The organism is Mycobacterium sp. E3251 (genome assembly GCF_001666835.1).
GTDB lineage: Bacteria > Actinomycetota > Actinomycetes > Mycobacteriales > Mycobacteriaceae > Mycobacterium.
In genome coordinates this window covers 13,514-39,876 of sequence record NZ_LZJF01000085.1, presented here as the reverse complement: position 1 = coordinate 39,876, position 26,363 = coordinate 13,514, and the positions used below count along the sequence as shown (strand labels likewise).

16 protein-coding genes are annotated in these 26,363 nt (G+C 68.8%); 13 read left to right on the top strand and 3 right to left on the bottom strand.

Annotated elements, in window-relative coordinates; genetic code table 11:
- Positions 1-8 precede the first annotated feature (8 nt).
- The 4 genes from A5697_RS11755 to A5697_RS11740 are packed head-to-tail and all read left to right on the top strand — an operon-like array spanning position 9 to position 7,333.
- Positions 9-1,400: an FAD-binding oxidoreductase gene (locus A5697_RS11755; protein ID WP_067948286.1), complete on the top strand. Its 1,392-nt coding sequence runs from the start codon at positions 9-11 to the stop codon at positions 1,398-1,400.
- A gap of 10 nt (positions 1,401-1,410) precedes the next feature.
- Positions 1,411-2,175 (top strand): decaprenylphospho-beta-D-erythro-pentofuranosid-2-ulose 2-reductase, encoded by a 765-nt coding sequence (locus A5697_RS11750; protein WP_067948284.1) that lies wholly within the window; start codon positions 1,411-1,413, stop codon positions 2,173-2,175.
- Between the two features lie 2 nt (positions 2,176-2,177).
- A complete protein-coding gene (locus A5697_RS11745) occupies positions 2,178-4,055 on the top strand; it encodes a galactan 5-O-arabinofuranosyltransferase (RefSeq protein ID WP_068010505.1) in 1,878 nt (625 codons plus the stop codon).
- Positions 4,055-7,333, top strand: coding sequence for an arabinosyltransferase domain-containing protein (locus A5697_RS11740; RefSeq protein ID WP_156673259.1), 3,279 nt, complete (start codon positions 4,055-4,057; stop codon positions 7,331-7,333). Before A5697_RS11745 ends, A5697_RS11740 begins: the two co-directional genes overlap by 1 nt.
- Positions 7,334-7,336: 3 nt before the next feature.
- Here the strand turns inward: A5697_RS11740 and A5697_RS11735 are convergent, their stop codons facing one another.
- The gene (locus tag A5697_RS11735) at positions 7,337-7,687 is read right to left on the bottom strand and encodes a hypothetical protein (RefSeq protein ID WP_068010502.1); all 351 of its coding nucleotides are present in this window, start codon (positions 7,685-7,687) and stop codon (positions 7,337-7,339) included.
- 131 nt (positions 7,688-7,818) lie between these two features.
- Between A5697_RS11735 and A5697_RS11730 the strand changes: the two genes are divergently transcribed.
- From A5697_RS11730 to A5697_RS11690, 9 genes are all read left to right on the top strand, one after another.
- Positions 7,819-8,145, top strand: coding sequence for a helix-turn-helix transcriptional regulator (locus tag A5697_RS11730; RefSeq protein WP_068010500.1), 327 nt, complete (start codon positions 7,819-7,821; stop codon positions 8,143-8,145).
- Positions 8,142-8,627, top strand: coding sequence for an SRPBCC family protein (locus tag A5697_RS11725; protein WP_067948276.1), 486 nt, complete (start codon positions 8,142-8,144; stop codon positions 8,625-8,627). Before A5697_RS11730 ends, A5697_RS11725 begins: the two co-directional genes overlap by 4 nt.
- Positions 8,624-9,247 carry a maleylpyruvate isomerase family mycothiol-dependent enzyme gene (locus A5697_RS11720; RefSeq protein ID WP_068010498.1) on the top strand — a complete coding sequence of 208 codons (624 nt, stop codon included), beginning with the start codon at positions 8,624-8,626 and terminating at the stop codon, positions 9,245-9,247. Before A5697_RS11725 ends, A5697_RS11720 begins: the two co-directional genes overlap by 4 nt.
- 67 nt (positions 9,248-9,314) lie before the next feature.
- On the top strand, positions 9,315-12,641 hold the full coding sequence (locus A5697_RS11715; RefSeq protein WP_068010496.1) for an arabinosyltransferase domain-containing protein: 3,327 nt from the start codon (positions 9,315-9,317) through the stop codon (positions 12,639-12,641).
- Positions 12,638-15,835, top strand: a complete 3,198-nt coding sequence (locus tag A5697_RS11710; protein ID WP_068010494.1) for an arabinosyltransferase domain-containing protein — start codon at positions 12,638-12,640, stop codon at positions 15,833-15,835. The genes A5697_RS11715 and A5697_RS11710 overlap by 4 nt, the downstream gene beginning before the upstream one ends.
- A gap of 157 nt (positions 15,836-15,992) precedes the next feature.
- Entirely contained in the window at positions 15,993-16,499 is a 507-nt protein-coding gene (locus tag A5697_RS11705) for a hypothetical protein (protein ID WP_068010491.1), read from the top strand.
- A 108-nt stretch (positions 16,500-16,607) separates the two neighbouring features.
- Positions 16,608-17,072 carry a hypothetical protein gene (locus A5697_RS11700; RefSeq protein ID WP_067948267.1) on the top strand — a complete coding sequence of 155 codons (465 nt, stop codon included), beginning with the start codon at positions 16,608-16,610 and terminating at the stop codon, positions 17,070-17,072.
- Positions 17,069-17,515 carry an FHA domain-containing protein gene (locus tag A5697_RS11695; RefSeq protein WP_067948265.1) on the top strand — a complete coding sequence of 149 codons (447 nt, stop codon included), beginning with the start codon at positions 17,069-17,071 and terminating at the stop codon, positions 17,513-17,515. Before A5697_RS11700 ends, A5697_RS11695 begins: the two co-directional genes overlap by 4 nt.
- Before the next feature lie 10 nt (positions 17,516-17,525).
- Positions 17,526-19,319: an acyl-CoA dehydrogenase family protein gene (locus tag A5697_RS11690; RefSeq protein ID WP_068010487.1), complete on the top strand. Its 1,794-nt coding sequence runs from the start codon at positions 17,526-17,528 to the stop codon at positions 19,317-19,319.
- Between the two features lie 134 nt (positions 19,320-19,453).
- Here the strand turns inward: A5697_RS11690 and A5697_RS11685 are convergent, their stop codons facing one another.
- On the bottom strand, positions 19,454-21,019 hold the full coding sequence (locus tag A5697_RS11685; RefSeq protein WP_156673262.1) for an acyl-CoA carboxylase subunit beta: 1,566 nt from the start codon (positions 21,017-21,019) through the stop codon (positions 19,454-19,456).
- An 8-nt stretch (positions 21,020-21,027) separates the two neighbouring features.
- Positions 21,028-26,355: a polyketide synthase Pks13 gene (pks13, locus tag A5697_RS11680; protein ID WP_068010483.1), complete on the bottom strand. Its 5,328-nt coding sequence runs from the start codon at positions 26,353-26,355 to the stop codon at positions 21,028-21,030.
- Between the last annotated feature and the right edge of the window lie 8 nt (positions 26,356-26,363).

Genomic DNA, 26,363 nt, shown 5'->3' with positions numbered 1-26,363 from the left:
CTGTGACGATGTTGAGCACCGATATTCCCACCACCACTACCCGGCTGACCGGCTTCGGCCGCACCGCGCCGTCGGTGGCCGAGGTGCTCTCGACCCGCGACCCCGAGGTGATCGCGAAGGCCGTCGCCCGGGTGGCCGAATCCGGCGGCCCGCACGGTCGCGGCGTCATCGCGCGCGGGCTGGGCCGGTCCTACGGCGACAACGCGCAAAACGGCGGCGGCCTGGTGATCGACATGACCGGGCTCAACCGCATCCACTCGATCAGCGCCGACACCCGGCTGGTCGACGTCGACGCCGGCGTCAGCCTGGACCAGCTGATGAAGGCGGCGCTCCCGTTCGGGCTGTGGGTCCCGGTGCTGCCGGGCACCCGCCAGGTCACGGTCGGCGGCGCGATCGCCTGCGACATCCACGGCAAGAACCACCACAGCGCGGGCAGCTTCGGCAACCACGTGCGCTCGATGGACCTGCTGATGGCCGACGGCAGCGTCCGCACCCTCACCCCCGACGGGGATGACGCCGAGCTGTTCTGGGTCACCGTCGGCGGCAACGGCCTGACCGGGATCGTGCTGCGCGCGACCATCGAGATGACGCCCACCGAGACGGCCTATTTCGTCGCCGACGGGGTGGCCACCAAAGACCTCGACGAAACGGTCGCCGTGCACCTCGACGGCAGCGAGGCCAACTACACCTACTCGAGCGCCTGGTTCGACCTGATCAGTCCGCCCCCCAAGCTCGGCCGGGCCGCCGTCAGCCGCGGCAGCCTGGCGAAGCTCGACCAACTGCCCAAGAAGCTGGCCAAGGATCCGCTGAAATTCGATGCGCCACAACTGTTGACGGTGCCGAACGTATTTCCCGTCAGCGCGATGAACAAGCTGTCCTTCATGGCGATCGGCGAGGTGTACTACCGGTTGGGCGGTAACTACACCGGCAAGATCATGAACCTGTCGCAGTTCTACCACATGCTCGACCTGGTCAGTGGCTGGAACAACGCTTACGGCCCAATGGGTTTCGCGCAACACCAGTTCCTGGTGCCGCCGGACGCGATGGACGAGTTCAAGGCCATCATCCGCTGGATCCAGACCCGCGGCCACTACTCGGCGCTGAACGTTTTCAAACTGTTCGGGCCGGGCAACCGCGCGCCGTTGAGTTTCCCGATGGCCGGCTGGAACGTCGCGATGGATTTCCCCAACAAGCCGGGCATCAACGAGTTCCTCAACGAACTCGACCGGCGGGTCCTGGAGTTCGGCGGCCGGGTGTACACCGCCAAGGATTCCCGCGCGAGTGCCGAGACCTTCCACGCCATGTACCCGCGCATCGACGAGTGGATCGCGGTGCGCCGCAAGGTTGATCCCGCCGGGGTGTTCGCCTCGGACATGGCCCGACGTTTGGAGCTGTTGTAATGGTGCGCCAATGGTTTTAGATGCCGTGGGAAATCCGCAGACCATCCTGCTACTCGGCGGTACCTCCGAGATCGGGCTGGCCATCTGTGAGCGCTACCTGCAGAACGCGCACGCCCGCATCGTGCTGGCCGCCATGCCGAACGACCCGGGCCGCGACGCCGCGGTCGCCCAGATGAAGGCGGCGGGCGCGCGCTCGGTCGAGCTGATCGATTTCGAGGCCACCGACCCCGACAGCCACCCGAAAACGATCGACGCTGCCTTCGCCCACGGTGACGTCGACGTGGCCATCGTCGCCTTCGGCATCCTCGGCGATGCCGAGGAGCTGTGGCAGGACCAGCGCAAGGCCGTCTTGGCCGCCGAAATCAATTACACCGCAGCGGTTTCGGTGGGTGTGCTGCTCGGCGAGAAGATGCGCGCCCAGGGCTTCGGCCAGATCATCGCGATGAGCTCGGCCGCCGGGGAGCGGGTACGGCGATCCAACTTCGTCTACGGCTCCACCAAGGCGGGGCTGGACGGCTTCTACCTGGGCCTGGGAGAGGCGTTGCGCGAGTACGGTGTTCGCGTCCTGGTGATCCGCCCGGGTCAGGTGCGCACCCGGATGAGCGCGCACGTCAAGGAAGCTCCGTTGACCGTGGACAAGGAGTACGTCGCCAACCTCGCCGTGACCGCCGCCGCAAAGGGTAAGGAATTGGTTTGGGCGCCAGCAGCATTCCGCTACGTGATGATGGTGTTGCGACACATCCCGCGGAGCGTCTTCCGCAAGCTGCCAATCTGATCATGCGCAACGCGCTGGCCGTCCTGGGCCAGATGGCGGTCGCGGTGGCGGTGGCCGTCGTGGTCGCGGTGATCTCGCTGGTCGCCATCTCCCGCGTGCAGTGGCCGGCCTTCCCGTCGTCCAACCAGTTGCACGCGCTGACCACCGTGGGGCAGGTCGGCTGCCTGGCCGGTCTGGTCGCCGTGGGCTGGGCCTGGGGACGCTCCGGCCGGTTTCGCTGGCTCGCGCAGCTGGGCGGGCTGGCGTTTGTGTCCGCGTTCACCGTCGTGACGCTGGGCATGCCGCTGGGCGCGACCAAGCTGTACCTGTTCGGCATCTCCGTCGACCAGCAGTTCCGCACCGAATACCTGACCCGGCTCGCCGACAGCCCCGCCCTGCGCGACATGACCTACATCGGGCTGCCGCCGTTCTACCCGCCCGGCTGGTTCTGGCTCGGCGGGCGCGCCGCGGCGCTGAGCGGCACACCGGCCTGGGAGGTCTACAAGCCGTGGGCCGTCACCTCCATCACGATCGCGGTGGCCGTCGCCCTGGTGCTGTGGTGGCGGATGGTGCGCTTCGAGTACGCGCTGATCGTCACCACCGCGACGGCGGCGGCGACGCTCGCCTACGGCTCGCCCGAGCCCTACGCGGCCATGATCACCGTGCTGCTGCCGCCGGTGCTGGTGCTGACCTGGTCGGGTCTGCGCGGCGGCGAGCGCAACGGCGGCTGGGCCGCGATCGTCGGCGCCGGACTATTCGTCGGCTGGATGGCCACCTGGTACCTGCTGCTGTTCGCGTTCGGCGCGTTCACCGTCCTGCTGATGGCCGTGTGGCTGGCCGGCCTGCGCTGGCGGCGGGGCGGCGCCAGGGCCGCGCTCGACCCGCTGCGCCGGCTGGCCGTCGTCGCGGTCATCGCCGCGGCCATCGCGAGCACCACCTGGCTGCCGTTCCTGTTGCGAGCGGTGCGAAGCCCGGTCAGCAACTCCGGCAGCGCCCAGCACTACCTGCCCGCCGACGGCGCCGTGCTGACCTTCCCGATGCTGCAGTTCTCCCTGCTGGGCGCGGTCTGCCTGCTGGGCGCCCTCTGGTTGGTGGTGCGGGCCGGGTCGTCCGTGCGGGCCGGGGCCCTGGCCATCGGGGTGCTGGCCGTCTACCTGTGGTCGCTGCTGTCGATGCTGACCACGCTGGCGCGCACCACGCTGCTGTCCTTCCGGCTGCAACCGACGTTGACCGTGCTGCTGGTGGCCGCCGGGGCATTCGGCTTCGTCGAGGCCGTCCGGGCGCTGTCAGCGCGCGGCCGGGCCGTCCTTCCCGTCGCCGGCGCCGTCGGCCTGGCCGCCGCGATCGCGTTCAGCCAGGACATCCCCGACGTGTTGCGCCCGGATCTCACCATCGCCTACACCGACACCGACGGCAACGGCCAGCGCGGAGACCGCCGCCCACCGAGTTCGGAGAAGTTCTACCCCGACATCGACCACGCCATCGCCACGGTGACCGGCAGGCCCCGCGATCAGACCGTCGTGATGACCGCCGACTACAGCTTCCTGTCCTTCTATCCCTATTGGGGATTCCAGGGATTGACGTCGCACTACGCCAACCCGCTGGCGCAGTTCGACCTGCGGGCCGCCCAGATCAACAAGTGGTCGAAACTCAAGTCCGCCGACGACCTCATCCACGCGCTCGACACCTGCCCCTGGCCACCGCCCACGGTGTTTCTCATGCGGCGCGGCGCGAACGGCAACTACACGCTGCGGCTTGCCGAGGACGTGTATCCCAACCAGCCCAACGTCCGTCGCTACACCGTCGACCTGCGGGCCGCCCTCTTCGACAGCCCGCAGTTCGTCGTCCACAGCGCCGGCCCGTTCGTGGTGGCCATCCGCAAGCCCCCGGCAGGCCGCTGATGAGCACCGACACCGTGCCTCAAAAGGGGCAGCCGGGCGTCGAAGAACTAGCATCTACCACCGTGACCGACACGGGAGCGAACCACCGGATCACTCGGTTGGTTGCCACCGTCGCCGGGCTGCTCGGGGCGCTGCTGGCCATCGCCACCCCGCTGCTGCCGGTCAACCAGACCACCGCCCAGCTCAACTGGCCGCAGAACGGCAACTTCGAGAGCGTCGACGCGCCGCTGATCGGGTACGTCGCCACCGACCTCAACGTCACCGTGCCCTGCCAGGCCGCCGCGGGCCTCGCCGGCCCGGCGAACGCGGCGAAGACGGTGCTGTTGTCGACGGTGCCCAAGCAGGCTCCCAAGGCCGTCGACCGCGGGCTGCTCATCCAACGCGCCAACGACTACCTGGTGGTGGTGGTGCGCAACGTGGCGGTGGTGACCGCCCCGCTGAGCCAGGTGCTCAGCCCCGCCTGCCAGCGGTTGACCTTCACCGCGCACGCCGACCGCGTCACCGCCGAGTTCGTCGGGCTGACCCAGGGCCCCAACGCCGAGCATCCCGGCTCGCCGCTGCGCGGGGAGAAGAGCGGCTATGACTTCCGGCCCCAAATCGTCGGTGTCTTCACCGATCTGGCGGGGCCGGCGCCGCCGGGCCTGACCTTCTCGGCGACCGTTGACACCCGCTACAGCAGCAGCCCCACCCAACTGAAGATGGCGGCGATGGTCCTCGGGGTCGTGCTGACCGCCGCCGCCCTGGTCGCGCTGCACCTGCTCGACACCGCGGACGGCACCCGACATCGCCGCTTCCTGCCGTCGCGCTGGTGGTCGGTCGGCGGCCTGGACGCCCTGGTGATCGCCGTGCTGGTGTGGTGGCAGTTCGTCGGGGCCAACACGTCCGACGACGGCTACATCCTGACCATGGCCCGGGTCTCCGAGCACGCCGGTTACATGGCCAACTACTACCGCTGGTTCGGCACGCCGGAGGCCCCCTTCGGTTGGTACTACGACCTGCTGGCGCTGTGGGCGCACGTCAGCACCGCCAGCATCTGGATGCGGTTGCCCACCCTGGCCATGGCGCTGACGTGCTGGTGGGTGATCAGCCGGGAAGTCATGCCCCGCCTGGGTCACGCCGTGAAGCTGAACCGTGGCGCGGCGTGGACGGCGGCCGGCATGTTCCTGGCCGTGTGGCTGCCGCTCAACAACGGCCTGCGGCCCGAGCCGATCATCGCGCTGGGCATCCTGCTGACCTGGTGCTCGGTGGAACGCGCGGTGGCCACCAGCCGCCTGCTGCCGGTGGCGGTCGCCTGCATCATCGGTGCGCTGACGCTGTTTTCCGGGCCGACGGGTATCGCCTCGATCGGTGCGCTGCTCGTCGCGATCGGACCGCTGCGGACCATCCTGCACCGCCGGTCCAAGCGGTTCGGCGCGCTGCCTTTGGTGGCGCCCCTGTTCGCCGCGGTCACCGTCACCGCCATCCTCATATTCCGCGACCAGACGCTGGCCGGCGAGGTTCAGGCCAGCATGCTCAAGCGCGCCGTCGGGCCCAGCCTGAGTTGGTTCGACGAACACATCCGCTACGAGCGGCTGTTCATGGCCAGTCCCGACGGGTCGGTCGCCCGCCGCTTCGCCGTGCTGGCGCTGGTCCTGGCGCTCGGGATCACGGTCGCAATGTCGTTGCGCAAGGGCCGGATTCCGGGCACGGCCGCCGGGCCGAGCCGCCGCATCGTCGGGATCACCATCATCTCGTTCCTCGCGATGATGTTCACTCCCACCAAGTGGACCCACCACTTCGGGGTGTTCGCCGGGCTGGCCGGACCGCTAGGCGCGCTGGCCGCGATAGCCGTGACGTCCGTGGCGATGCGATCCCGGCGCAACCGCACCATGTTCGCCGCCGTCGTGCTGTTCCTGGTGGCCTTGTCGTTCGCCAGCGTCAACGGCTGGTGGTATGTGTCCAATTTCGGTGTGCCATGGTCGAATTCGTTCCCGGCGTGGCACTATGCCTTCGCCACCGCGCTGCTCGGGCTGACCGTCGTGGTGCTCCTGCTGGCCGCGTGGTTCCATTTCGTCGATCCCGAAAACGGCGCACCGAAAACCCGCCTCGGCGCGCGGGCCGCCGGAATCGTCCAGTCCCCCTTGGCGATTGCGACATGGCTGCTGGTGGTGTTCGAGGTGGCATCGCTGACCCTGGCGATGACCGACCAGTACCCCGCGTGGACGGTGGGCCGCTCCAACCTCGAGGCGCTGACCGGCAAGTCGTGCGGACTGGCCGAGGACGTGCTGGTGGAACAGGACCCCAACGCCGGCACGCTGTCGCCGGTGAGCGCCACGGTGGGCGACGCACTTGGCGCGGGCCTCTCGGAAGCCTTCACGCCCAACGGGATTCCCGCGGACGTCCGCGCCGACCCCGTGATGGAGCGGCCGGGTGACCGCAGCTTCATCAACGACGACAAGCTGGTTACCGGCGCCGAAGCCGGCACCGAGGGCGGCACCACTCCGGCGCCGGGAATCAACGGTTCGGTTGCCCAGCTGCCCTACAACCTCGATCCGTCGCGCACGCCCGTCCTGGGCAGCTGGCGACCCGGCATCCAGGTGCCCGCCCACCTGCGATCGGGCTGGTACCGACTGCCCGCCCGCGACCAGGCGCGGCCGCTGCTGGTGGTGAGCGCGGCCGGCCGCTTCGACCCCCGCGAGGTCCAGGTGCAATGGGCCACCGATGACGAAGCCGCCCACGGACACCCCGGCGGATCGTTCCAGCTCGCCGATGTGGGCGCCTCCCCGGCCTGGCGTAACTTGCGGTTGCCGTTGTCGGCCATCCCCACCGGCGCCACCCAGATCCGGTTGGTCGCCGACGACGAGGACCTGGCGCCGCAGCACTGGATCGCGCTCACACCGCCGCGGATCCCGCAGCTGCGCACGCTGCAGGACGTGGTGGGATCGCGGGACCCGGTGTTCCTGGACTGGCTGGTCGGGCTGGCGTTCCCCTGCCAGCGGCCGTTCGGCCATCAAAACGGTGTCGACGAGACGCCGAAATGGCGCATCCTGCCGGACCGTTTCGGCGCGGAGGCCAACTCGCCGGTGATGGACAACAACGGTGGCGGACCGCTCGGCGTCACCGAGCTGCTGGTAAAGGCGGCCACCATGGCCACCTATCTGAAGGACGACTGGTCGCGCGACTGGGGCTCGCTGCAACGGCTGACGCCCTATTACGCCGATGCGCAGCCCGCCCGCCTGCAGCTCGGCACGGCAACCCGCAGCGGCCTGTGGAATCCCGCGCCCCTGCGCAAGACCTAGCCGTCACAACCCGGGCAGGCAGTTGATGAACGGGATGCACGGCGGCGACGGCGGCCGCGGCGGTGGAAAACCTTCGATGATGGTCGAATTGGTCACCGGGCTGTTCTGATCGAAATACCAAGGGTGGCAGACGTTTCTGTCCCAGTCCGGCATATTCTTCAGCTCCGGTGAGCCTGGGCACCATTGGTAGGTGCAGCTGTTGGTGGGGCTCGGCCCGCGGCTTGGGTCCTGGCACACCATCGGGGCGGGCTGAGCATGGCCGGTTCCCGCGGCCAGGCCCGACCCGACGACGACGAAGCCGCCCGAAAGCAATGCACCAGCGAGTACCCGCTTTGTGACGCGGAGGATGTTCATCCCGCCAGTGCAGAAGGTCGGGCCCGCTACCGATCCCAAGGTCGCGCGCGTCCGATCGATGGCCCGTTGCCCCGATCCCCGGCGTCGCAGGCATTGCCGCGCCGCTGTCGGTAAGCGTAGGCTTACGGTTCGTGGCGGCTTACCAAGCCGATGGGGATGCCTGGGACGCCCTGGCGGACCGGACGCGCAGGGCCATCTTGGAGCGGCTCGCGCACGGCCCGGCCGCCGTCGGAGAACTGGCGCGGCATCTGCCCGTCAGCAGGCCGGCCGTTTCGCAACACCTCAAGGTGCTCAAATGCGCGGGGCTGGTGCGCGACCGCGCGGCGGGCACCCGGCGCGTCTATCAACTCGACCCGACGGGCCTCGAGGCGTTGCGCGCCGATCTCGACCGGTTCTGGTCGCAGGCGCTGGCCGGCTACGCCCAGAAGATCGATGAGAGTAAAGGAGAACCCCTGTGACGCAACGGATTCCGAATGTCACACACCACGTCGTGGTCAACGCGCCGATCGAGCGGGCGTTCGCCGTCTTCACCGAGCAGTTCGGCGACTTCAAACCTCGGGAGCACAATCTGCTGGCGGTCGCGATCGCCGAGACGGTCTTCGAGCGCCGGGTGGGCGGGCACATCTACGACCGCGGCGTCGACGGCAGCGTATGCCGCTGGGCGCGGATCTTGGCCTACGAGCCACCCCGCCGCCTCGTGTTCACCTGGGATATCGGCCCAACCTGGCAACTGGAACCCGACCAATCGAAAACCAGTGAAGTCGAAGTGCGCTTCACCGCCGAATCCGATGACCGCACCCGGGTCGACCTCGAGCATCGCCACCTGGACCGCCACGGACCCGGGTGGGAATCCGTCGCCGAGGGTGTCGACGGTGACGCGGGCTGGCCGCTGTACCTGGACCGGTATGGCCGGCTGCTGCTCGCCGGGGCCCGGCAATGACTGCCACCCTGATGAGCATGGCCCACGACGAGCGTGCCGACCTGGCGGATTTCCTGGCCACCCTGACGCCGCAGCAGTGGGACGCCCCCAGCCTGTGCTCGAAGTGGACCGTGAAAGACGTTGTCGCGCATGTGATCAGCTACGAAGAGCTCGGCACACTGGGGCTGCTGAAGCGCTTCGCCAAGGGCTGGGTCGTCCGGGCCAACCAGGTGGGCGTCGACGAACTCGCCGACCTGACCGCCGGGCAGCTGCTCGACTTACTGCGTGCCCATCTCGAACCACGCGGGCTGACAGCAGGTTTCGGCGGGATGATCGCGCTCGTCGACTGCACCATCCATCACCAAGACATCCGTCGCGCGCTGGGCCTGCCGCGCAGCGTGCCGGCCGATCGGCTCGAACGGGTCCTCGGCCTGGTGCCGGGCAACCCCAGGCTCGGCGCCGGCCGCCGGATCAGGGGCCTGCGCCTGCGCGCCACCGATGTCGACTGGGAACACGGCCACGGGCCGGAAGTCACCGGACCGGGTGAGGCGCTGCTGATGGCGATGTCCGGCCGCCGCGCGGCGCTCGCCGACCTCGCCGGCCCGGGTCTCGACACGCTCGCCGCGCGGCTGGCCCGCTGACGCCGGGCGGCCCCGCGCGGCCCCGCGTCCTCAGCGGACAAAGCAGCTTCGCTTACGATCGAGCCTCGTGCCCCACGACGATGATCAGCGTTCGCAGCGGATCCCTCGCTTGGTGGCAGTCGTCGCCGGCCTCGTGGGTCTGCTGTTGTGCGTGCTGGTCCCGTTGCTCCCGGTGAAACAGACCACCGCGACCGTGCTGTGGCCGCAGGGCACCGCGGACGGTCACATCACCCAGATCACCGCTCCCCTGGTGTCCGGGGCGCCGCGCGCGCTGGACATCTCCATCCCGTGCGCGGCGATCGCCACCCTGCCCCCCGGCGGCGGACTGGTGGTCTCCACCCTGCCCGCCGGCGGCATGGACGCCGGCAAGAACGGGCTGTTCGTGCGCGCGGACAAGGACCTGGTGGTCGTCGCGTTCCGCGACACCGTGGCCGTGGCGGCACCGCGCCCGGCGGTCGCCGGCGGGGCCTGCAGCGTGCTGCACGCCTGGGCCGACGCGGGCGCGGCCGGTGCGGAGTTCGTCGGCATGCCAGGCGCCTCCGGGGTACTGCCCTCGGAGAAGAAGCCGCAGGTCGGCGGGATCTTCACCGACCTGAAGGTGCCCGCACAGCCCGGGCTGTCGGCCCGCGTCGACATCGACACCCGGTTCATCACGGCCCCAACGGCCCTCAAGCAGCTCGCCATGGGCGTGGGCGCGCTGGCCGTCCTGACGGCCGTCATCGCGCTGGCCGCGCTCGACCGGCGCAGCCGGGGTGGCGGCACCCTGATCAATTGGCAGTCCCCGATCGCCTGGCTCTCCCGGTACCGTCCCCGTGCGCGCTGGAATTCGTGGCGGCGCGTCGGCATCGCCACCTGGATCGCCGACGCCGGAGTGATCGCGACGCTGCTGCTCTGGCACGTCATCGGCGCCACCTCGTCCGACGACGGCTACAACCTGACCATCGCCCGCGTCGCCCCGAAGGCCGGCTACATCGTCGACTACTACCGCTACTTCGGCACGACGGACGCGCCGTTCGACTGGTACCTGGGGCTGCTGTCCAGGCTGGCATCGGTGAGCACCGCAGGCGTGTGGATGCGGCTGCCGGCCACGCTGGCCGGCATCGCCTGCTGGCTGGTGATCAGCCACTTGATCCTGCGCAGGCTGGGGCCCGCCAGGGGCGGACTGGCGGCGAACCGGGTGGCCGTCTTCACCGCGGGCGCGGTGTTTCTGGCCGCCTGGCTGCCGTTCAACAACGGTCTGCGGCCCGAGCCGCTGATCGCCCTCGGCGTGCTGGTCACCTGGATCCTGGTCGAACGCGCGATCGCGCTGCAACGCCTGGCCCCGGCCGCCGTCGCCATCTTCGTCGCGATGCTCACCGCGACGCTGGCGCCGCAGGGCCTGATCGCCGTCGCGGCGCTGCTGACCGGGGCGCGGGCCGTCGCCCAGACGATCCGGCGGCGCCGGGTGACCGACGGGCTGCTCGCCCCGCTGGCGGTGCTGGCGGCGTCGCTGTCGCTGATCACCGTCGTGGTGTTCCGCAGCCAAACGCTGGCGACCGTCGCCGAGTCGGCGCGCATCAAATACAAGGTCGGGCCGACGATCGCGTGGTACCAGGACTGGCTTCGCTACTACTTCCTCACGGTGGAGTCCAACCCCGACGGGTCGATGGCGAGGCGATTCGCGGTGCTGGTGCTGCTGCTGTGCCTGTTCGGCATGCTGGTCATCCTGCTGCGCCGGGGCGGGGTGCCCGGGGTCGCCAGCGGGCCGGCCTGGCGGTTGATCGGCACCACGGCCGTCGGCCTGTTGCTCTTGACGTTCACCCCGACGAAGTGGGCCGTCCAGTTCGGCGCGTTCGCCGGACTGGCCGGGGCGCTGGGTGCGGTAACCGCGTTCGCGCTGGCGCGGATCGGCCTGCACAACCGCCGCAACCTGACGCTGTACGTCACGGCCCTGCTGTTCGTGGTGGCGGTGGCGACCTCCGGCATCAACGGCTGGTTCTACGTCGGCAACTACGGGGTGCCGTGGTACGACATCCAGCCGGTGGTCGCCAGCCACCCCGTGACGTCGATGTTCCTGACGTTGTCGATCCTCACCGGGCTGCTGGCCGCCTGGCAGCACTTCCGGATGGACTACGCCGGACACACCGAGGTCAAGGACAACCGGCGCAACCGGGTGCTGGCGTCGACCCCGCTGCTGGTGGTCGCGACCATCATGGTGGTCGGCGAAGTCGCCTCGCTGACCAAGGGCGCGGTGTTCCGCTACCCGCTCTACACCACCGGGAAGGCCAATCTGGCCGCCATCAGTTCGGGCCTGTCGCCCGCCAGCTGCGCGATGGCCGACGACGTGCTGACCGAGCCCGACCCCAACGCCGGCATGCTGCAGCCGGCGCCCGGGCAGACGTTCGGCCCGGACGGCCCGCTCGGCGGCGCCAACCCGGTCGGCTTCAAACCCGACGGCGTCGGCGATGACCTGAGGTCCTATCCGGTGGTCACCAAACCGGGGGTGGTGAATTCCGACGCGTCACCGAACAAGCCGAACGCCGCCATGAGTGACTCCGCGGGCACCGCTGGCGGGAAGGGCCCCGCCGGCGTCAACGGCTCGCACGCGGCGCTGCCGTTCGGCCTCGACCCGGCCCGCACGCCGGTGATGGGCAGCTACGGCGAGAACTCGCTGGCTGCCACCGCCACCTCGGCCTGGTACCAGCTGCCGCCCCGCACGCCGGACCGCCCGATCGTCGTGGTGTCGGCGTCCGGCGCCATCTGGTCGTACAAGGAGGACGGCACCTTCACCTACGGACAGTCGCTCAAGTTGCAGTGGGGCATCGCCCGCCCCGACGGCAGCACCCAGCCGCTCGGGGAGGTGCAGCCGATCGACATCGGGCCCGAGCCGGCGTGGCGCAATCTGCGGTTCCCGCTGACCTGGGCGCCGCCCGAGGCGAATGTGGCGCGCATCGTCGCCTACGACCCGAACCTGAGTTCGGATCAGTGGTTCGCGTTCACGCCGCCGCGGGTCCCGGTGCTGCAAACCCTGCAGCAATTGATGGGATCGCAGACACCGGTGCTGATGGACATCGCGACCGCCGCGAATTTCCCGTGCCAGCGGCCGTTCTCCGAACACCTTGGCGTTGCCGAACTTCCGCAGTACCGAATCCTGCCCGATCACAAACAAACCGCGTCGTCGTCGAACGGGTGGCAGTCCGGTGAGGCCGGCGGACCGTTCCTGTTCCTGCAGACCATGCTGCGCACCTCGACGGTCGCGACGTATCTGCGGGGCGACTGGTACCGCGACTGGGGATCCGTGGAGCAGTACTTCCGGTTGGTGCCGGCTGATCAGGCGCCGGACGCCGTAATCGAACAGGGTGTGATGACAGTGCGCGGCTGGAGCCGGCAGGGACCGATTCGGGCACTCCCATGAGCGTGCAGACCGTCAAGGACGTGCGGGTGACGCGCTGGGTGGCGACCATCGCCGGCCTGGTCGGATTCGTGTTGTCGGTGGCCACCCCGCTGCTGCCCGTCGTGCAGACCACCGCGACCCTGAACTGGCCACAGAGCGGTCAACTGAATAGCGTTACCGCCCCGCTGATTTCGCTCACCCCGGTCGACGTGACGGCGACCGTGCCCTGCTCCGCGGTGCGCGCCCTGCCGCCGGAGGGCGGGGTGGTGCTGAGCACGGCACCCAAAAAGGGCAAGGACGCCGCGCTGAACGCGTTGTTCGTTGTGGTCAACGGCAAGCGCGTGGACGTCACCGACCGCAACGTGGTGATCGCCAGCGCGGCGCGCGACCAGGTGGCCTCCCCGCAATGTCAACGCATCGAGATCACCTCGACGAAGGCCGGCGCCTTCGCCACCTTCGTCGGGCTGAATGATCCGGCGGGCAAACCCATCAGCGGCGGCTTCCCCGACCCGAACCTGCGGCCACAGATCGTGGGGGTGTTCACCGACCTGACCGGTCCCGCCCCGCCTGGGTTGAAACTGTCGGCCACCATCGACACCCGGTTCTCCACCACCCCAACGACTTTGAAACTGGTCGCAATGGTGGTGGCGATCGTGTCCACCATCGTTGCGCTGGTTGCGCTGTGGCGCCTCGACCAGCTGGACGGCCACCGGATGCGCCGGCTCATCCCCGCGAACTGGCGCACCTTCACCCTGGCCGATGTCGTGGTGATCTTCGGTTTCGTGCTCTGGCACGTGATCGGGGCCAACTCTTCCGACGACGGCTACATCCTGGGCATGGCCCGGGTCGCGGACCACGCGGGCTACATGTCGAACTACTTCCGCTGGTTCGGCAGCCCCGAGGACCCCTTCGGCTGGTACTACAACCTGCTGGCGCTGATGACACACGTCAGCGACGCCAGCCTGTGGATGCGGTTGCCGGACCTGATCGCGGGAATTGTTTGCTGGCTGCTGCTTTCGCGTGAGGTGCTGCCCCGGCTGGGGCCCGCGGTGGCCGGCAGCAAGGCGGCGAATTGGGCGGCGGGCTTGGTCCTGCTGACCGCGTGGATGCCGTTCGACAACGGTCTGCGACCCGAGCCGATCATCGCCGTCGGGTCGCTGATCACCTATGTGCTGATCGAGCGCTCCATGCGCTACAGCCGGCTGACGCCCGCGGCGCTGGCGGTCGTCACCGCGGCATTCACCCTCGGCGTCCAGCCCACCGGACTGATCGCGGTGGCGGCGCTGGTCGCCGGTGGCCGTCCGATCCTGCGGATTCTGGTCCGCCGCCATCGCCTGGTCGGCACCTGGCCGCTGGTGGCACCCATGCTGGCCGCCGGCACGGTCATCCTGACCGTGGTGTTCGCCGATCAGACGCTGTCAACGGTGTTGGAAGCCACCAGGATTCGCACCGACATCGGGCCCAGCCAGGCCTGGTACACCGAGAACCTGCGGTACTACTACCTAATTCTGCCCACCGTCGACGGATCGCTCTCGCGCCGCTTCGGTTTCCTGATCACCGCGCTGTGCCTGTTCACGGCGGTGTTCATCATGTTGCGGCGCAAGCGAGTTCCCGGTGTGGCGCGCGGGCCGGCGTGGCGGCTGATGGGCGTCATCTTCGGCACCATGTTCTTCCTGATGTTCACGCCAACCAAGTGGGTGCACCACTTCGGGCTGTTCGCCGCTGTGGGCGCCGCGATGGCCGCCCTGACGACGGTGCTGGTGTCGCATGAGGTGCTGCGCTGGTCGCGCAACCGGATGGCGTTCCTGGCGGCGGTGCTTTTCATCTTGGCGCTGTGCTTCGCCACCACCAACGGCTGGTGGTACGTCTCCAGCTACGGCGTGCCGTTCAACAGCAGCATGCCGAAAATCGGCGGAATCACGATCAGCACAATCTTTTTCGCATTGTTCGCGATCGCCGCCCTGTGGGCGATGTACCTGCACTTCGCATCCAGGAGCCGCGGCGAGGGACGGCTGGCGCGGCTGGTGACGGCAGCGCCCATTCCCGTCGCAGCGGGATTCATGGCGGTGGTGTTCATCGCGTCGATGACGGCCGGGATCGTGCGTCAGTACCCCACCTACTCCAACGCCTGGGACAACCTGAGGGAATTCAGCGGCGGTTGCGGGCTGGCCGACGACGTGCTCGTCGAGCCGGACAGCAATGCCGGCTTCATGGCGCCGCTGCCCGACAATTACGGCCCGCTGGGGCCGCTGGGTGGCGTCAACCCAACCGGATTCACCCCCAACGGCGTACCGGATCGCACGCTGGCCGAGTCGGTCAAGGAGACGTCGGTGCCACAGCCCGGCACCGACTACGACTGGGATGCGCCGCTCAAGCTGACGACGCCGGGTATCAATGGATCGACGGTGCCGCTGCCGTACGGCCTCAACCCCGATCAGGTACCGCTGGCGGGCAGCTACACCAGCGGCGCGCAACAGCAGAGCAAGCTGACCTCGGCCTGGTATCAACTGCCCAAGCCCGACGCCGGACACCCGCTGGTAGTGGTGACCGCCGCCGGCACGATCGCCGGCAACAGCATCCTGCACCACCACACCAACGGGCAGACCGTGGAATTGGAATTCGGCAAGCCCGGTCCCGGCGGCGCCGTGCTTCCGGCCGGGCGCCTGGTGCCTTACGACCTGTACGGGGAACAACCTAAGGTTTGGCGGAACCTGCGCTTCGCCCGCTCCCAGATGCCCGCCGACGCCGTCGCGGTGCGGGTGGTCGCCGAGGACCTCTCCCTCACGCCGGACGACTGGATCGCTCTGACCCCGCCGCGGGTGCCGGAGCTGCGCTCGTTGCAGGAGTACGTCGGCTCGACGCAGCCGGTGCTGATGGACTGGGCGGTCGGGCTGGCCTTCCCGTGTCAGCACCCGATGCTGCACGCCAACGGCGTCACCGAGATCCCCAAGTTCCGGATCACTCCGGATTACAACGCCAAGAAACAGGACACCGACACCTGGCAGGACGGGGTCAACGGCGGCCTGCTGGGCATCACCGACCTGCTCCTGCGTGCTCACGTGATGTCGACCTACCTGTCCCACGACTGGGGCCGCGACTGGGGATCGCTGCGCAAGTTCGACACCGTCGCCGATGCCCAGCCCGCGCTGCTCGACCTCGGCACCGCGACCCGCACCGGGTGGTGGTCCCCGGGACCGATCCGCATTAAGCCTTAGCCGCTTTATATAGGTCTCGCAGTAATTGGTCAGCCGCCAAATAGCCGCATTAAATTGACGGTCGAGTAATTGTCCCCGATAGGTTTATTTCCGCCAATTTCGGGTCAATACTTATTCCGCTGTGATCCCCTTCACACGGACCCAATAGGCGGCCCCCATGCACGCGCTGACACGACTCGGAACATGTGCGGCGACGATCACCGTGGTGATCACCCCCGCGGCGGCGTTCGAAATTGCCAAAGCGGCCGCCGAGGGCGGCACCACGGTAGCCCTGGACAATTACTATCGGCGCTGCGATTTCAGCCGCGTCAGCGTCGCCCCCAAGGTGCCCCGGCCCGGGCTGGGCACCGGTTCGGCCCTGATCCATACCTCCGGGTCAAAAGCGGTCGCCGAGGTGCACCTGTACGACGAGCCCGAGCCGGGCACCCACTTCGACGTCGGGCTCATCCAGATGCCGCGGCCGTCGTCGAGTCCCTGCGGGCCGGGTGATCCGGGCACCGCCTTCTCCGGCATGGACATCGACCCGGCGGGCAACGGAACGGCGACCGTGCAAGACACCATTCGCCCCGGCACCACTGGTGTGTGGGTGATTATCGAGCGGGCCAACCCGAACTCGCAGAATCCGGCGGAGTTTTACACGTCCGAGTTCGTGGCACCGGTATAAGCCCCACGCCCTGCCAGGCAGTGCCATAAGTCCCTATCTCGACGCCGCGGTCAAGTGCTCCGATAAAGGAGATCGCCGAATGACCGGCGCCGCATGAGAGGTACGGCAATGAACGCTCCACAACAGTCGCACACGACACGCTTCTTCTCCCGCGTGCTCGGTCCCTTCCTCGTCATTGTCGATGTGACGGCGGTGGCGCGCGTGTCCGACATGCAGTCGCTGCTGTCGCAGTTCGAGGCGAACTCGATGTGGACCTTCGTCACCGGCGCCTTCATCTTGTTGCTCGGCCTGACCATTGTCGCCGCTCACCAGAGCTGGCGCGGCGCCGCGGCGATCATCGTTTCCCTGCTCGGCTGGCTGATCGTGCTGCGGGGCCTGCTGCTGGTGGCCTTCCCCAAGTTCTTCGCCTCGCTCGCCAACGACATGATCGGCGCGCAGGCCTGGTGGATCACCGCGTGCGTCGTCTTCGCCCTCGTCGGTGTGTACCTGACCTACGTCGGCTGGGCACCGGCACCGACGCGGCCGACGTCGCAGGCGGCCGCGGCCAACCCGGATCTGCCGCGAGCCGCGTGAGCAGCACCGGGTCCACGCCGAACCGGCCGACGCAGCGCGAAGGCTCGGAGGAACTCACCGGCGACATCGGCACTGCGCTGCCGGCCGAGTTCGACGCGCCTGCGACCGCAGCCGCCGCGGCGCTCGAGGACACACCGACACTGAGCCCGGGCTCGGCGCTGCTCGTCGTCACGCGCGGCCCCAACGCCGGCTCGCGGTTTGCCTTGACCCAACCCGTCATGTCGGCGGGCCGGCATCCGGAAAGCGACATCTACCTCGACGACATCACCGTCAGCCGTCGGCACGCCGAATTGCGCAGCGAGGGTGGCCAATTCCGCATCGTCGACGTGGGCAGTATGAACCGCACCTATCTCAACCGGGAGCCCGTCGACTCGGCGGTGCTGGCCAACGGCGACGAGATCCAGATCGGCAGGGTTCGCCTGGTTTTCCTCACGGGCGCGTAGCGTCTCTTCCATGAGCGACTACGCCGTAGAGGCGGTGGACAGGCTGCCCTTCTCCACGGAGGAGAAGTCGCAGCGTTACCAAACCGAAAACTACCGCGGGGCCGTGGGTCTCAACTGGTATCGCACCGATCCCACCCTGCAGTTCACCATGGCGTACTACCTGCAACCGGACGAACTCGCGGTCGTAGAGCCGCATCTGGTGCGGATGGGCGAGTTGATGGCCGGCCCGGTCGCGCGATGGGCGGAGGAGACCGACCGCAACCCGCCCCGGCTGGAGCGTTATGACCGCTGGGGACACGACGTGAGCCAGGTCGTCATGCCGGCCTCGTTCACCCAGTCCAAGCGCGCGGTCCTGGATGCCCAGCAGGCCCTGCGCGACGACGCGCGCGCCGCCAAAGTGAGCTCGGGCCTAAGCCTGTTCGCGTCCAACTATCTACTCAACCAGGCCGATATCGGGATGGGCTGCGCGCTGGGCACCGGCGGCGGCATGGTCCAGTCGCTGGTGGCCGCCTACGCGCCGGCCGACGTGCGAGAGCACGTGCTGGCCAAGTTCGCCTCGGGCGAGTGGGCGGGCGAGACGGCGCAACTGCTGACCGAACGCACCGGCGGCTCGGACCTGGGCGCGCTCGAGACGACTGCTCGACGCGTAGGCGGCGAAAATGAAGGTGCGTGGATTCTCAACGGCTTTAAGTGGTTTGCGTCAAACTGTGGCGGCGAGGCGTTCGTCGTGATGGCCAAGCCGGAGGGCGCACCCGACTCGTCGCGGGGCATCGCCAACTTCCTGGTGCTGCGTACCCGCCGCGACGGTTCGCGCAACGGGGTGCGGGTGCGCCGCCTGAAGGACAAGCTCGGCACCCGATCGGTGGCCTCCGGCGAGGTGGAATTCGTTGACGCCGAGGCGTTTCTGCTATCCGAGGAGCCGAGCGGCTCAGGACGACACGCGGGACCGTCGGACGGCAAGGGGCTGGGCCGCATGATGGAGCTGACCAACGCCGCGCGCCTGGGCATCGCCCTGTTCGGGCTCGGCAACGCGCGCCGCGCCCTGGTCGAGTCGCTGTGTTACGCCCGGCGGCGGCACGCGTTCGGCGGGACACTCATCGACAAGCCGCTGATGCGGCGCAAGCTCGCCGAGCTGGTCGTCGACGTCGAAGCCGCGCAGGCGATGGTTTTCGACGGCACCGGCGCCACCAACCATCGTCAGCCCCGCAGCATGCGGCAACGCATCGCCGTGCCGGTCACCAAGCTCAAGGTGTGCCGGCTCGGGATCACCGCCGCGTCCGACGCGATCGAAATCCATGGCGGCAACGGCTATATCGAGACCTGGCCGGTGGCCCGGTTGCTGCGCGACGCGCAGGTGAACACCATCTGGGAAGGGCCCGACAACATCCTCTGCCTGGACGTGCGGCGTGGCATCGAGCAGACCCGCGCCCATGAGCCGTTGTTGGCGCGGCTACGCGATGCCGTGTCGGTTTCCGATGACGACGACACCACCCGGCTGGTCGCCGGGCGCATCGAGGATTTGGACGCGGCGATCACCGCATGGTCCAAGCTGGACCGCGACATCGCCGAGGCGCGCCTGTTCCCGCTGGCCCAATTCATGGGTGACGTGTACGCGGCGGCGCTGCTCACCGAGCAGGCCGCCTGGGAGCGTGCCACCCGCGGCGGGGAGCGCAAGGCGCTGGTCGCCCGGCTCTACGCGCAGCGGTATCTCGCCGACCGCGGGGCGCTGCGGGGCATCGACGCCGACTGCGACGAGGCGCTGGAGCGCTTCGACGAACTCATCGACGGCGCGTTCACGAGCTAGAAGTCACGCCGTCGCACGCCGGGCACACCACCCAATCCGCAGATTCGATATCGCCTGCGATATCGCTTTTCGCGGTCGGCGCATAGTCGGACCCGCGGTGCGGGTGTGACCAATGTGATTGTGCCGCAGCAGAGTTAAACCGGGATCAGCCCGTGCTTGCGCGCGGTGCGGAACCATAATTGCTTGTCCCGCAACAACTTCAGCGACTTACGCAGCAGCAGCCGGGTCTGGTGCGGGTCGATGACCGCGTCGATGAAGCCGCGTTCGGCGGCGGTCCACGGAATCGCCATGTTCAGGTTGTAGCCCTCGATGAAGTCCTTCTTGATCTGCTGCGCCTCGGGCGTCGTCGGATCCGGGAACCGCTTCATCAGCAACTGCGCGGCCCCCTCCGCGCCGATCACCGCGATGCGCGCGGTGGGCCAGGCGAAGTTGAAGTCCGACGTCAGCTGCCGGGATCCCATCACGGCGTAGGCGCCGCCGTAGGACTTGCGCACGGTGATCGTCACCTTCGGCACGTCGGCCTCGACCACCGAGTAGAGGAACCGGCCGCCGCGCTTGATGATGCCCCTCTTCTCCTCCTCGGCGCCCGGCAGGAAGCCCGGGGTGTCCACCACGAACACCAGCGGGATGTTGAACGCGTCGCAGAACCGGATGAACCGCGCGGCCTTGTCGGAGGCCTCGTTGTCGATCGACCCGGCCAGGTGCATGGGCTGGTTGGCGATGACGCCGACGGGGCGCCCGTCGACCCGGGCGTACCCGGTGATGATGGCCGGCCCGTGTTGCGCGGCGACCTCGAGGAAGTCGCCGTCGTCGAAGATGCGCAGCAGGATTTCGTGCATGTCGTAGGCCGCATTGTCGGAGTCCGGCACGATCGCGTCGAGCTCCAGGTCGGTCGGCGTGACCTCCGGCTCCAGCCCGGGGTTGATGATCGGCGGACTGTCGAAGCAGTTGGACGGCAGAAACGACAAGAACTCACGCACGTACTGGAACGCTTCGGCCTCGGAATCCACCACCTGGTGGATGTTGCCGTAGCCGGCCTGCGCGTCGGAGCCGCCGAGCTCGTCGAGGGTGACGTCCTCGCCGGTGACCTCCCTGATGACGTCGGGACCGGTGACGAAGAAGTAACCCTGGTCGCGCACCGAGACGAGCAGATCGTCTTGGATGGGCGAATACACCGCTCCCCCAGCGCATTTGCCGAAGATGAGGGAGATCTGCGGCACCAGGCCGGACAGCGCCTCGTGGCGGCGGCCCAACTCGGCGTACCACGCCAGCGAGGTCACCGCGTCCTGAATCCGGGCGCCACCCGAGTCCTGGATGCCGATGATCGGGCACCCCACCATGGCGCACCACTCCATCAGCCGCGCGACCTTGCGGCCGAACATCTCGCCCACCGTGCCCTGGAACACCGTCTGGTCGTGGGAGAACACCCCGACCGGCCGGCCGTCGATCATGGCGTGCCCGGTGACGCAGCCGTCACCGTAGAGCGCGTTCGGGTCGTTCGGCGTCTTGGCCAGCGCCCCGACCTCGAGGAAGGTGCCCGGGTCGACCAGCGCGTGAATGCGGGCGCGGGCACTGGGGATGCCCTTCTTGTCGCGCTTGGCGACCGCCTTCTCACCGCCCGGCTCCTTGGCCAATTCCAGGCGAACGTGCAACTCGGCCAGCTTCTCGGCCGTCGAATGCTGAACGGGAGCGGGCAGCATTTCCGTCACTACTTGCCTACTTTCGCCTCGATCACGTTGAGTGCCTCGGTCATGTGTGCGCCGACCTTGGCGATGATCGGCTCGTCGATGGCCTGGATGTGCTCGCCACCGATCGGCACGACCTCGAGGTCGGACACGTACTCGCCCCAGCCGCCGTCCGGCTGACGAACGGCGTACCGCGGCTCGAACATGATCGCGTCGTCATGGTAGCGATCGGCCATGTAGAGGGTGACATGCCCGTCGTACGGCTGGATCTGTGCGGTGTCGATGGCCCGGTTGTCCAGGTACGACGTGCGCTGGTGCTCGATGATCCCGGCCGGGATCTGGACACCGCTCTGGCTGACCGCCTCGAGCACGAACCGGATCTGGCCCTCGTCGTCGAGCTCCTCGAGCTGCTCGTACGGGATCTCCGGGATGGTGACGTTGAACGTCTTCTCGGCGAACCGGGCGTAGCGGTCCCAGCGCTTACGGATCTCCTCCTTGGTCTGCGGGACCTCTTCGCCCGCGCGGACCGCGTCGATCAGCCCGACCCACCGGACGTCCTTGCCGAGCCGCTTGAGCCCGATCGCGCACGCGTAGGCCAGGACGCCGCCCAGCGACCAGCCGGCCAGGATGTACGGCCCGTCGCCCTGCATCTCGATCAGCTTCGGAATGTATTGCGCCGCACGCTCTTCGATCGACCCCTCGACCCGCTCGAAGCCATACATCGGGGTGTCCGAGGGCAACCGGTTCAGGAGCGGTTCGTAGACGACCGTCGAGCCGCCGGCCGGGTGGAACACGAACACCGGCGGTTTCGTGCTGCCCTCAGGCCGCGGCCGCAGGGTGCGGACGAACCCGTCGATCACGCCGGCCTCCAGGTACTCGCGCACCTTCTCGGCCAGCGCCTCGATGTTCTCCGACGTCACCACGTCCTCGACGCTGATCGGCCCCTCGGCGCGCTCCGACAGGCGCTGCGCCATCTTGGCGGCCTGCTCGTCGTCCAGCTTGGGCAGCGGATTGAAGATGCCGCCCGGGGACTTGCCGGTGACGATCGCCCACGTGGCGAACGTGACCCGCTCGGCCGCGTCGCGCGGCGGCACGTCGGAGTTGAGCGCCGCGGCGACCGCCTGCTGGTTCAGCGCCTCGGCGGCCCCGGCCAGGTTCGGTTTGGGCTGCGCGGCGCCATTGCCGTTGGGTCCCGACGGGTCGGTGGGGGGCGGCGGGATCGGCATGTCGGATGCCGACGGTGGCGCTGGTTGCGTTTCCGGCTCCGCCTGCGGGTCGGGCGCCGGGGCTGTCACCGTGCTCGGCGACGCGCCGCTCATCATTTCCGCCTGCAGCCGGGCGATCTCCTCGGCCGACTGCGTCTTCTGGTACTCGTGCAGCTGCTCGACCTCGTCGCGGTGCTCGACCGCGTACTTGATCAGCTCCTCGATGTTGTAGAGGTTGGCGTCGCGCACCGCGGCCAGCTGGATCGGCGGCAGGTCGAAGTCGTATTCGACCCGGTTCTTGATTCGCACCGCCATCAGCGAGTCCAGGCCGAGCTCGATCAGCGGGACCTCCCACGGCAGGTCCTCGGGTTCGTAGCCCATGGCCGCGCCGACGATCATGCCCAGGCGCTCCGCGACGGTCTCGCCCGTGTCAGGTGACCACTTGCCCACGCTGCCCGAGAAGTACCGGTTGGTCAGGCTGTCCGTCAGGGTTTCCGCATCCGCCTCGTCGACGGGGGCCTCCGGCACGGCCGCCGCCCCGTTGGACGGGGCCGTGATCGCGGCTGCGGCACCGACCGCGGTCGGCAGGGCGACACCCCCTTCCCCGGCCCGCGTCACCAGCGCGTCGTAGACCAGCGTGAAGGACTCATCGATGCGGGCGTGCACCTGCACCGAGGCCCCGCCCGGGTGCCGGCTCAGCGTCGTCACCAGCCGGGCGTTCTCGCCGGGAACCGCGCGCTGCTCGGCGGCGGCCAGCTGCGCATCCGGCAGCACCGCCGCCGCGGCGGCTTTCACCAACGCCGCCAGGTCCGCCTGGCCGCGGGGTTTGTACTCCCACACGTGGCGACCGTCCGGCAGCGCGACGTGGTTGCCCGGCATCATCACCGACGCGTCGCCGGAGAAGTGCACGTCCAGCCAGTGTTCCTTGCGCTTGAACCGGGTCGGCGGGATGTTCGCGTAGTCGGCCGGCCCGGCGGCGCGGGTGAACAGCGTCCAGATGTTCAGGTCGTGGCCGTAGACGTAGAGCTGCGCCATGGTCGAGATCATCGATTCGACCTCGTCCTGCTTGCGGGCCAGCGTCGGGATCAGCTGGGCGTCGTGCAGCCCGGCCGCGGCCGTGGTCAGCCCGACCTGCATGAGCGCAACCGGATTGGGCGCGAGCTCCAGGAAGGTGGTGTGCCCGCTGTCGACGGCGTTGCGGACGCCGTGGGTGAAGTAGACGCTGTGGCGCAGGCCCTTCTTCCAGTAGTCGACGTCGTGGATCGGCTCGCCGCCGGGCTTGATGTAGGTGCCCTCGTGCACGGTCGAGTAGATGCCGACGGTCGGGCTGGTCGGCTTGATGCCTTGCAGCTCCGCGGCGAGCTCGCCGAGCAGCGGGTCCATCTGCTGCGTGTGGCTGGCGCCCTTGGTCTGGAACTTGCGGGCGAACTTGCCCTCGGATTCCGCGCGGGCGATGATCGCGTCCACCTGCTCGGGCGGACCGCCGATGACGGTCTGCGTGGGGGCGGCGTAGACGCACACCTCCAGGTCCGGGAAATCGGAGAACACCGTCTTGATCTCGTCGGCGGAGTACTCCACCAGCGCCATCAGCCGGATGTACTCGCCGAAAAGCATCGCCTCGCCCTCACCCATCAGGTGCGAGCGGGAGCAGATCGTCCGGGTGGCGTCGCGCAGCGACAAACCGCCGGCGAAGTACGCCGAGGCGGCCTCGCCCAGCGACTGGCCCACCACCGCGGCGGGCCTGGCGCCGTGATGCTTGAGCAGCTCACCGAGCGCGATCTGGATCGCGAAGATGGTGACCTGGGTGGTCTCGATGCCGTAGTCCTGCGAGTCGTCGAGGATCAGCTCGAGCACCGAGTAGCCCAGCTCGTCCTGGATCAGCGCGTCGACCTTCTCAATCCACTCGGCGAAGACCTCGTTGCGCAGGTACAGGCTCTTGCCCATCTTGCGGTGCTGCGCGCCGAACCCGGCCAGCACCCACACCGGGCCGTTGGTCACCGGCCCGTCGACGCTGAACACGCCCGGCCGCTGCTTGCCCTCGGCGACGGCGCGCAGGCCCTTGATGGCCTCCTCGTGGTCGTGCGCCAGCACCACCGCGCGGGAGCGGCCGTGGTTGCGCCGCGACAGCGCCCGCCCGATCGATTCCAGCGACGACGCCTGGCCCTCCGGGCTTTCCATCCAGTCCGCCAGCTCGGCGGCCGCCGCCTTCTTGCGCGAGGTCAGAAACGCCGACACGGCGAGCGGGATCAGCGGCTTGGTCGGCTCCTCCGCCTCCTGCGCGGCGAGCTCTTCCAGCGCGATCTCTTTGAGCCGCAGCGCCTCGTCGGTGACGCCCGGCAGCTCGTATTCGTCCTCCTCGGGGGCCTCGGCATCCGGGATGATGTTGCCGAAGTCGTCGAACCGCAGCGCGTGGCTTTCCATCGTGGGGGCCTCGGCTGCGTCAGCGGCGGCCTTCACCTCGGGCTCGGGTTCCGGCTCACGCGCCTCTTTTTCCACGACGTCACGGGGCAAGACCTCGCGCACCACCAGGTGCGCGTTGGCGCCACCGAAGCCGAAGCTGGACACCCCGGCCAGCGCGTAACCGCCGTAGCGCGGCCAGTCGGTGGCCTGGTCGATGACCTTCAGGCGCATCGCGTCGAAGTCGATGTAGGGGCTGGGCCCGGCGAAGTTGATCGACGGCGGCAGCTTGTCGTGCTGTAAGGCCAGCACCACCTTGGCCATGCTGGCGGCGCCGGCCGCCGACTCCAGGTGGCCCACATTGGTTTTCACCGCACCCAGCAGCGCCGGGCGGTCGGCCGGACGTCCCCGGCCGACGACGCGGCCCAGGGCCTCGGCTTCGATGGGGTCGCCCAGGACGGTCCCGGTGCCGTGCGCCTCGATGTAGTCGACGGTGCGCGGGTCGATGCCGGCGTCCTTGTAGGCCCGGCGCAGCACGTCGGCCTGCGCGTCCTGGTTGGGCGCGATCAGGCCGTTGGACCGGCCGTCGTGGTTGACCGCGCTGCCCGCGATCACGGCCAGAATCTGGTCGCCGTCGCGGCGGGCGTCGTCAACCCGCTTGAGCACCAGCATCCCGCCGCCCTCGGAGCGGGTGTAACCGTCGGCGTCGGAGGAGAACGACTTGATCCGGCCGTCGGGCGACAAGACCTGGCCGATCTCGTCGAAACCGAGCGTCACCACGGGAGTGATCAGCGCGTTGACACCCCCGGCGACCGCGACGTCGGCCTCGCCGTTGCGCAGGCTCTGCACGGCCTGGTGGATGGCCACCAGCGAGCTCGAGCACGCGGTGTCGACGGCGACCGACGGACCCCGAAAGTCATAGAAATAGGAGACCCGGTTGGCGATGATCGACGTCGCCGTTCCGGTGATGGCGTACGGGTGCGCGACGGTCGGGTCGGACACCGCCAGGAAGCTGTAGTCGTTGTTGGAGACGCCGACGTACACGCCGACGGACTGTCCGCGCAGGCTCGACGCCGGGATGTGCGCCTGCTCGAGCGCCTCCCAGGTCAGCTCCAGCGCCATCCGCTGCTGCGGGTCGATGTTGTCGGCTTCGGTCTTGGCCACCGCGAAGAACTCGGAGTCGAAACCCTTGATGTCCTTCAGGTAGCCGCCGCGGGTGCGGGCCTTCGCCATCCGCTCGGCCAGCCGCGGCTCCTCCAGGAACTCCGCCCAGCGACCCTCCGGTAGGTCGGTGATCGCGTCGCGGCCCTCCATCAGCGCTTGCCACGTCTCGTCGGGGCTGTTCATGTCGCCGGGCAACCGGGTCGACAAGCCCACGATCGCGATGTCGACGCGCTCGGCCGGGCCGTTGCGCGTCCAGTCCGAAACGTCGTCGCCCGATGTGTCGATCTCGGGCTCGCCCTCGATGATCCGCGTGGCGAGCGACTCGATGGTCGGATGCTGGAACGCCACCGCGACCGACAGGGTGACACCGGTCATGTCCTCGATGTCGGCGGCCATCGCCACGGCGTCGCGCGACGACAGGCCGAGCTCGACCATCGGCACCGACTCGTCGATGTCGTCCGGTGACTTCCCGACGGCCCGGCCCACCCAGTTGCGCAGCCATTCGCGCATCTCGGGGACCGTTAAGTCCGTCTTCTTGGCGGGCGGATTCTCCTGCTGGTCCTGGGGGTCGTCTAGTTCAGCCATGGTTCCTG